We start from the raw sequence: 8,072 nt of genomic DNA, 5'->3' as shown, positions 1-8,072 counted from the left end.
GTCCAGAACCCGGTGCCCGCCCAGAGCACCGCCCCGGTCCAGACCACCGCCCCGGCCCAGCCGGTCCAGGAGCAGGTGCCCGGTGCCGCGGCTCCGGCCGCGCAGCCGGTGCAGGCACCGGTCGTGGACCAGCGCCAGAACCCCACCGCGTGATCGTCGTTCCACCAGCGGCGCGCGCGTGATGCCGGGGGCCGGACCAGCAGGTCCGGCCCCCGGGCCGTGCGCGTGCGCAGCTCCGTCAGAGAGGTCAGGCAGCCATGCCCACCACGGACTCCGGGACGGCCGAGGAGTCGGCCCGTCGCCAGCGCCGCGCGCGCCGCAGGACCACCGGGCGGCGTCACAACCCGCAGGCCCAGATGGCGCTGCGCGAGCACCTGCGTGAGCTGCGCAACCGCCTGATCAAGTCCGCCGTGGCCACCGTGCTGGGGGCCGTGACCGGGTTCATGGTGTACGAGCCGTTCATGCAGTACATCACCGAGCCGCTGAAGCGCCTCGCGGAGACCGGACGCACCGCCACGATCAACTACTCCTCCGTGGGCGGTTCGTTCAACACCATGGTGGAGGTGTCCGTGGTGCTGGGGCTGATCCTCGCCTCGCCCGTGTGGCTCTACCAGCTGTGGGCCTTCATCACCCCGGCGCTGCACAGGAACGAGCGCCGCTACGCCATGGGGTTCCTCGCCGCGGCGATCCCCCTGTTCCTGGGCGGCTGCGCGATCGCGGTCACGGCGCTGCCCGCGGCGGTCTACGCGCTCACGGCGTTCACCCCGGAGGGCGGCTCCAACTTCGTGGAGGCCGGTGTGTACCTCCGGTTCTTCCTGCAGCTCATCCTCACGTTCGGGATCGCGTGCGTGGTCCCCGTGCTGCTGGTGGGGCTCAACATGCTGGGCCTGCTCTCGGGGCGCACCGTGCTGAAGTCGTGGCGCGTGGTGGTGGTGATCGTGCTCGTGGTGGCCGCCATGGCGGCGCCGGGGCCCGACCCGGTGACCATGCTGTACCTGGCCATCCCGCTGCTCGTCCTGTTCTTCGTGGCCGTGGGGCTGTGCCTGTGGCTGGACCGGCACCGGGCCAGGAAGCATGCCAAGCAGGCCGCCGCCACGGGGCTGAGCGCGGACCGTGGCACCTCCGCGGAGCAGCTGCGCTCCCTCGGGAGCACCGCGGCCGGGGAGTGATCCCGCGGCTGCGAGGGTGTCGGGGCCACCGCGTAGGCTGATCGCATGTCTTCCCCCGCCGAACGGTACACAGCCGCGAAGGCCCGCGCGGCGCACGCGGCCACCGAGCTCTCGGCCTTCGAGAACACCCTGGACTTCGAACTGGACCCCTTCCAGGTGCAGGGGTGCCGGGCCCTGGAGGAGGGCCGGGGTGTTCTCGTGGCCGCTCCCACGGGTGCGGGCAAGACCGTGGTGGGGGAGTTCGCCATCCACCTGGCACTGCAACAGGGGAAGAAGGCGTTCTACACCACACCCATCAAGGCCCTGAGCAACCAGAAGTTCCACGAGTTCTCCCGCCGCTGGGGGGCGGAGCGTGTGGGGCTGCTCACGGGGGACACCTCCGTGAACTCCGAGGCGGACGTGGTGGTGATGACCACCGAGGTGCTGCGCAACATGCTCTACGGCGGGTCCGCCACCCTGGCGAACCTCGGTTTCGTGGTCATGGACGAGGTGCACTACCTCGCGGACCGCTTCCGCGGCGCGGTGTGGGAGGAAGTCATCATCCACCTGCCCGAGTACGTGCAGCTGGCCTCGCTGTCCGCCACCGTCTCCAACGCGGAGGAGTTCGGGGCGTGGCTGGACGACGTCCGGGGCAGCACGGACGTGGTGGTCTCCGAGCACCGGCCCGTGCCACTGTGGCAGCACGTGCAGGTGGGCCCACGGCTCTACGACCTCTTCCTGGGCGACACCACGGTGGAGGAGGCCGCCCAGCGCCAGTCGGACAAGCACCGCGAGGAGCCCGCGGTGAACCCCGAGCTGCTGCGCCTGTTCCGCTCGCAGCACCCCCGCGGTGGGCGCTCCGGGGGCCGTGGACCGGGCCACCGGGGCCGACGCCGCGGCGGGCACCACCAGGAGCACCGCACCGGGCGCCAGGAGCGCGTCTCACGCCCGCACCTGCTGCGACGGCTGGACGCCGAGGGCCTGCTGCCGGCCATCACCTTCATCTTCTCCCGGGCCGGGTGCGATGCCGCCGTGGCCCAGTGCGCGGCCGCGGACCTGTGGCTCACCACTCCCCAGGAGCAGAAGACCATCAAGGCCTACGCCGCCGAGGCCACCGCGCACATGTCCACCGCGGACCTCGCGGCACTGAACTACGAGGACTGGTACCAGGGCCTGGTGCGCGGCGTGTCCGCCCACCACGCGGGCATGCTGCCGGTGTTCAAGGAAGTGGTGGAGCAGCTGTTCTCGCAGGGGTTCATCAAGGCGGTCTTCGCCACGGAGACCCTCGCGCTGGGCATCAACATGCCGGCCCGCTCCGTGGTGCTCGAGCGACTGGACAAGTTCAACGGCGAGTCCCGCGTGGACATCACCCCGGGGGAGTACACGCAGCTCACGGGGCGCGCGGGCCGGCGCGGCATCGACGTCGAGGGTCACGCCGTGGTGCTGTGGCGTGACGGGATGAACCCGCAGGCCGTGGCCGGGCTGGCCTCCACCCGCACGTACCCGCTGAACTCGAGCTTCCGGCCCACGTACAACATGTCCGCGAACCTCATCGCGCGCTTCGGTGCCAAGCGCTCCCGCTCGATCCTGGAGACCTCGTTCGCCCAGTTCCAGGCGGACCGCTCCGTGGTGGGCATCGCCAGGCGCGTGCGCTCCCAGGAGAAGACCCTGCAGGCCTACCGGGAGGCCATGTCCTGCCACCTGGGGGACTTCTCGGAGTACGCCGCGCTGCGGCGCGAGCTGGCCGGGGAGGAGAAGTCCGCGAGCAGGTCCCGCACCGCTCGCCAGCGCAACGACGCCGCGGTGGCCCTGCAGGACCTGCTGCCAGGGGACGTCATCGACATCCCGCAGGGCCGCAACGCGGGCTGGGCCGTGGTGCTGCGCGAGGACGCACACCCGTTCGACCCGCGCCCCCACATCCTCACGGTGGACGGCAAGCTGCGCCGGGTGGGCGTCAACGACCTCGACGGACCGCTCTCGCCCGAGTCCAGGATCCGGATCCCCAAGCACTTCTCCGGCAAGTCCCCGCAGGAGCGCAAGGACCTCGCCGCCACGGTGCGCGCGGCCCTGCGCGAGCACCGGCCCGCCCGTGAGGGCTCCTCGGGCCGGGCCATCCGCTTCGACCGCGGCACCTCCGCACGCGACCACCGGATCGAGGACCTGCGGCGTCGGCTGCGCGCGCACCCGTGCCACGGCTGCTCGGACCGCGAGCAGCACGCACGCTGGGCCGAGCGCGCGTGGAAGCTGGAGAAGGACACGCAGGGGCTGCGCAAGCAGATCGCCGGGCGCACCGGGAGCATCGCCGCCACCTTCGACCGCGTGTGCGGGGTGCTCGCCCACTTCTCGTACCTGGAGCGGGACGGCTCCGGCCACCTCGTCCCCACCGCGGCGGGAGAACAGCTGCGCCGGCTCTACGGGGAGCGGGACCTGCTCCTGGCCCTGAGCCTGCGGGACGGTTTCCTCGACGGCCTGGACGCCCCCGGTCTCGCGGGCGTCATGACGGCGCTCGTGTACCAGCCGCGCAGGGAGGACCAGGGCGGCCGCCCCAGGATGCCCACCGCCCCCATGGACGCGGCAGTCCAGACGCTGGTGCACAACTGGTCCGTGCTCTCCGCCCAGGAGGCCGAGCACCGCCTGCCGCTCACGGCGGCACCCGAGCTGGGTCTCGCGGAGGCCATGCACCGGTGGGCCCGGGGATCCACGCTCACCCGCACGCTCACCGGCACCGACCTCGCGGCCGGGGACTTCGTGCGGTGGGCCAAGCAGACCATTGACGTCCTCGACCAGCTGCGGACCGTCGCGGACCTCGACCCCGTCCTGCGGGAGACGGCCCACCAGGCCATCGAGTCCGTGCGCCGCGGCGTGGTCGAGTACAGCGTCTTCGAACAGTAGGAACCAACCGGCCCGGGCACCGGCCCGCGGCCAGGAGAGGGAGCACGTGACGGCAGCACAACAGCACACCCGGGTGTGGCTCAACGGATCGGTCTACTCGCCGGCGGACCCGTTCGCCACGGCACTCCTCGTGACCGGCTCCACGCTCGCGTGGGTGGGCTCGGACGACGCCGCCCGGTCCGTGGCCGGCCCGCAGGTCACCCCCGGCGATCTTCGGGCCGCCGTGGTCACCCCGGCCTTCGTCGCGCACCACCGGGTCGCGGGCGCCTCCCGGGACGCCGGCGCGCTGCCGCGCACGGAACAGGGCTACGGGGCCGTGGAGCTGCTCGGCGCGGATGCCGAGGCGCTCGCGGCGGTGGCCGAGCAGGTCGTGGCGGACGGCGCCCACGCGCTGCCCGTGCTGGTGCGGGCGGTGACCGGCGAGGCGGAGATCGCCACGTCCGAGCTCCCGTCCCCGGCACTGGGGTTCGACGCCGCCGCGCACACGGATTCGGCGGCGCTGCGGGATGCGGCACGCCACCACCTCGTCGCGTGCACCCGCAAGGGGATCCAGGCGGTCCTCGTCCTCCCGGAGCGCCCCGCGGGGGTCCACTACTCGAACAGCGGGTCGCCCACGACCGGGGGAGGCAGCACCTTCGGCGTCGCACCCACGACGGAGACCGGCTCTGCGGGTGTGGGCTCACCCCTGACTGCGGACACGCCCGGCGGGGGTGCCGCGGCGTCGTCGTCCGGGCTTGCACCGAACGCCGTGACGAACGCGCTGCTGGAGGCGGCGCAGGGAGCGCGGGACGAGGTGGGGGAGCGCGCCTTCCGCGCCCGGGGCCACCGGCTCGTGGGGGTGGGACCCCTGGACGACGAGCAGTGTGAGCGGCTCGCGGAGCTCAACCTCACCGTGTCCTGCCGCGCCGGGGCCGCCCCGCTGCGCGAGCTCTCCCGTGCGGGGGTGCCCGTGACGCTCATGACGGACGCGTCCAACCCGTGGTCCGCGGTCAAGGACGCCCTGGAGGCCCCGGAGGAGAGGCTGCGCACGTCCGCACGCGCGGCGTTCCTGGCCCTCACCCGCGGGGCGTGGCGGGCCCACCCCGGTGGCAGTGCGCTCGCGGGTCAGCTCGTGCCCGGCGCGGAGGCCACCCTCGCCGTGTGGGACGCGGAGTCCGTCATGGTCCAGCAGGCCCAGGGCACGGGGGCGTCCTGGAGCACCGACCCCCGCGCGCGGACCCCGGTACTGCCCGCCCTGGACGACGCCCGTCTGCCCCGTTGCGAGGCCACGCTCGTGGCCGGAGAGCTCGTGGCGGGGACCGAACCCCGCCCCTGAACGGGCCGCGACGTGTTGGTCCTGGACCGGGCTGAGGTTAGACTGGGTTCTTACTGCCGGGTGGGTCCATCCGTCCTTAGAAAACAGAGCGTGACCCCGCGTCCCCTCTGGTCCGAAGGCGGATGGGCCTGCCCAGTGGTCTGTCCGGGCCCGGATGCCCGGATGCCAGCGGCATGAAAGGACGCTCGGTGCGAGTTCTCACCATCATTCCCACGTACAACGAACGTGAATCGCTGCCCACGGTCATCACGCGGCTGCGTGCCGCCGTGCCGGACGCCCACGTGCTCATCGCGGACGACAACAGCCCGGACGGCACCGGGGACATGGCGGACGAGCTCGCGGCCCGGGACGCCAACATCCACGTGCTGCACCGCGCCGCGAAGGAGGGCCTCGGTCCGGCGTACCTCGCGGGCTTCGCGTGGGGGCTCGAGCGCGGCTACGACGTCCTCGTGGAGATGGACGCGGACTGCTCGCACCAGCCCGAGCAGCTGCCCCTGCTGCTGGACTCGATCGAGCGCGGCGCGGACATGGCCATCGGCTCGCGCTACGTCCCGGGGGGACGCACCGAGAACTGGCCGCTGCAGCGCCAGCTGATCTCCCGCGGCGGCAACCTCTACTCGCGTGTGCTGCTGGGAACGTCGATCCACGACATCACCGGCGGGTTCCGCGCCTACCGGGACACCACGCTGCGCGCCCTCGAGCTGAACTCCGTCCAGTCCCGCGGCTACTGCTTCCAGATCGACCTCGCGTGGCGCGCGGAGCGTCTGGGGTTCACGATCGTGGAGGTGCCCATCACGTTCGTCGAGCGCGAGGAGGGCGTGTCCAAGATGAGCAACGACGTCACCATCGAGGCCGCCACGAACGTGGCCCGTTGGGGTCTCACCGCCCGCGCCGAGACGCTCGCGCGGAAGCTGCACCTCCGCGGCTGAGCGGCGACCGCCGGAACCTCTGCGCCCCGGCACAGTCCCGCTGAACAGCTGGATCCCGCCGAACGGCTGTGGCCCCCGTCCTCGGACGGGGGCCACAGTCGTCGGTGCGCCACGGTCCGGGCCGCGGCGGTGCGGGTCAGAGCGCGTGCTGCTCCTTGTAGAACGCCAGGCGCTGCTGGAGGGTCTCCTCGAGCTCCTCCACGCTGCGCCGCTCCAGCAGCATGTCCCAGTGGGAGCGCTGGTGCTTCTCGTTGGGGTTCTCCGGCTTCTCGCCGTTGACCAGGATGGCCTCCTGGCCGGTCTTGGTGGTCCACACCGGGGGGATCTCCGCCTCGGCGGCGAACATCACCGAGACGGACTCACCGTCCGCCGTGCGGTACTCCACGCGCTGACGCGGTGCGGGCTCCACACCGGCCTCGGTCTCCATGGACTGGGAACCCAGGCGCATGCCTCGTAGGCTGCGATCACTCACGCAACGATCCTTCCTGACGTACGGTCACGCGGGGCGCCTCCGGGAGCCGAGGAGCTCGGACCGGGCGCGACCCGCCCTTTTCCACCAGCGTAACGAGGCGTCAGCGGGATTCATTCCCCGGCACGGGCCCCTGGTCCGGGCCGGTGTGGCGCGGTGTGGCACCATCCGCGGCGGTCTCAGGGTCTGCGGTGCCCGACGCCGCGGCGTCGCCCGGCGCGTTGCCCACATGGGGGTCCGCGGCCTGCTGCGCGATCGGCGAGGAGTACGGGGACTCCGGCATCTCGAACTCGCGCGGGTCGGTCAGGGTGAGGTCCGGTTCGAGGTCCTCCTCCGTGACCTTCACGGCTTCGTGCGCCACGATGGGGGCGTCGTGACCCGTGGCGCGCGGCGCGACGTCCTCGTCCGCGGCGTCGTCCTCCGGGCCCTCCGAGGAGCCGGGGTTGAGGTAGGAGCCCACGCCGCGCAGGGCGGTGGAGAGCTCGGCGGGGATCATCCACACCTTGTTCGCGCTGCCCTCGGCCACCTTGGGCAGGGTCTGGATGTACTGGTAGGCCAGCAGCTTCTGGGTGGGCTTCGCACGGTGGATCGAGTCGAAGACCTTGGCAATGGCCTGGGCCTCGCCGTCCGCACGCAGGATGGCCGCCTTCGCGTCACCCTCGGCGGAGAGCACGGATGCCTGGCGCGAGCCCTCGGCGGTGAGGATCTGGGACTGCTTCTCGCCCTCGGCCGTCAGGATGGCCGCGCGGCGGTCCCGCTCGGCGCGCATCTGCTTCTCCATCGAGTCCTGGATGGACGGCGGGGGAGTGATCTCCTTGATGTCCACGCGGGAGATGCGGATGCCCCACCGTCCCGTGGTGGAGTCCAGGACACCGCGCAGCTCGGCGTTGATCTTGTCGCGGGAGGTCAGGGTCTCCTCCAGGTTCAGCCCGCCCACCACGTTGCGCAGCGTGGCGCTCGTGAGCTCGTCCACGGCCTGGATGTAGTTCGTGATCTCGTAGGTGGCGGCCCGGGGATCGGTGACCTGGAAGTACACCACGGTGTCGATGCCGACCACCAGGTTGTCCTCGGTGATCACGGACTGGGCGGGGAACGGGACCACCTGCTCACGCAGGTCGATCAGCGGCAGCAGCCGGTCGATGAACGGGATCAAAAAGTGCAGCCCGGGATTGAGCGTGGTCTGGTACTTGCCCAGCCGCTCCACGATGCCCGCACGCGACTGCGGGATGATCCGCACCGCCTTCACGAGTGCGATGACCGCGGCGAGCACCACCACGATCAGGAGGATGAGGATGAGGGTTGGCATGGTGTCCTTTCGG

The 8,072-nt window shown here is 72.0% G+C and carries 6 protein-coding genes; 4 read left to right on the top strand and 2 right to left on the bottom strand.

Annotated elements, in window-relative coordinates; all coding sequences use genetic code 11:
- Positions 1–356 precede the first annotated feature (356 nt).
- From tatC to CWC38_RS10120, 4 genes are all read left to right on the top strand, one after another.
- Positions 357–1,169, top strand: coding sequence for a twin-arginine translocase subunit TatC (tatC, locus tag CWC38_RS10135; RefSeq protein ID WP_121846623.1), 813 nt, complete (start codon positions 357–359; stop codon positions 1,167–1,169).
- Between the two features lie 45 nt (positions 1,170–1,214).
- Positions 1,215–4,040, top strand: a complete 2,826-nt coding sequence (locus CWC38_RS10130; protein ID WP_121846621.1) for a DEAD/DEAH box helicase — start codon at positions 1,215–1,217, stop codon at positions 4,038–4,040.
- 46 nt (positions 4,041–4,086) lie between these two features.
- On the top strand, positions 4,087–5,355 hold the full coding sequence (locus CWC38_RS10125) for an amidohydrolase family protein (protein ID WP_121846620.1): 1,269 nt from the start codon (positions 4,087–4,089) through the stop codon (positions 5,353–5,355).
- A 188-nt stretch (positions 5,356–5,543) separates the two neighbouring features.
- Positions 5,544–6,284: a polyprenol monophosphomannose synthase gene (locus CWC38_RS10120; RefSeq protein WP_121846619.1), complete on the top strand. Its 741-nt coding sequence runs from the start codon at positions 5,544–5,546 to the stop codon at positions 6,282–6,284.
- A gap of 136 nt (positions 6,285–6,420) precedes the next feature.
- On the opposite strand, the gene CWC38_RS10115 is transcribed toward CWC38_RS10120, so the two are convergent.
- Together CWC38_RS10115 and CWC38_RS10110 are read right to left on the bottom strand one after the other, a co-directional pair.
- Entirely contained in the window at positions 6,421–6,756 is a 336-nt protein-coding gene (locus CWC38_RS10115; RefSeq protein ID WP_121846618.1) for an RNA polymerase-binding protein RbpA, read from the bottom strand.
- 100 nt (positions 6,757–6,856) lie between these two features.
- A complete protein-coding gene (locus tag CWC38_RS10110; RefSeq protein WP_121846622.1) occupies positions 6,857–8,059 on the bottom strand; it encodes an SPFH domain-containing protein in 1,203 nt (400 codons plus the stop codon).
- Positions 8,060–8,072: the final 13 nt, after the last annotated feature.

The sequence above is a fragment of the Kocuria tytonicola genome (genome assembly GCF_003687455.1).
In the GTDB taxonomy this organism is placed as follows: Bacteria; Actinomycetota; Actinomycetes; order Actinomycetales; family Micrococcaceae; genus Kocuria; species Kocuria tytonicola.
Note: the sequence above shows the minus strand (reverse complement) of the source record. Positions and strands in the feature narration are given on the sequence as shown.

Bases quoted from the DNA above. Each gene is read 5' to 3' on its own strand.
- CWC38_RS10130 (WP_121846621.1), top strand. From the start codon at position 1,215: ATGTCTTCCCCCGCCGAACGGTACACAGCCGCGAAGGCCCGCGCGGCG.
- tatC (WP_121846623.1), top strand. From the start codon at position 357: ATGGCGCTGCGCGAGCACCTGCGTGAGCTGCGCAACCGCCTGATCAAG.
- CWC38_RS10110 (WP_121846622.1), bottom strand. From the start codon at position 8,059: ATGCCAACCCTCATCCTCATCCTCCTGATCGTGGTGGTGCTCGCCGCG.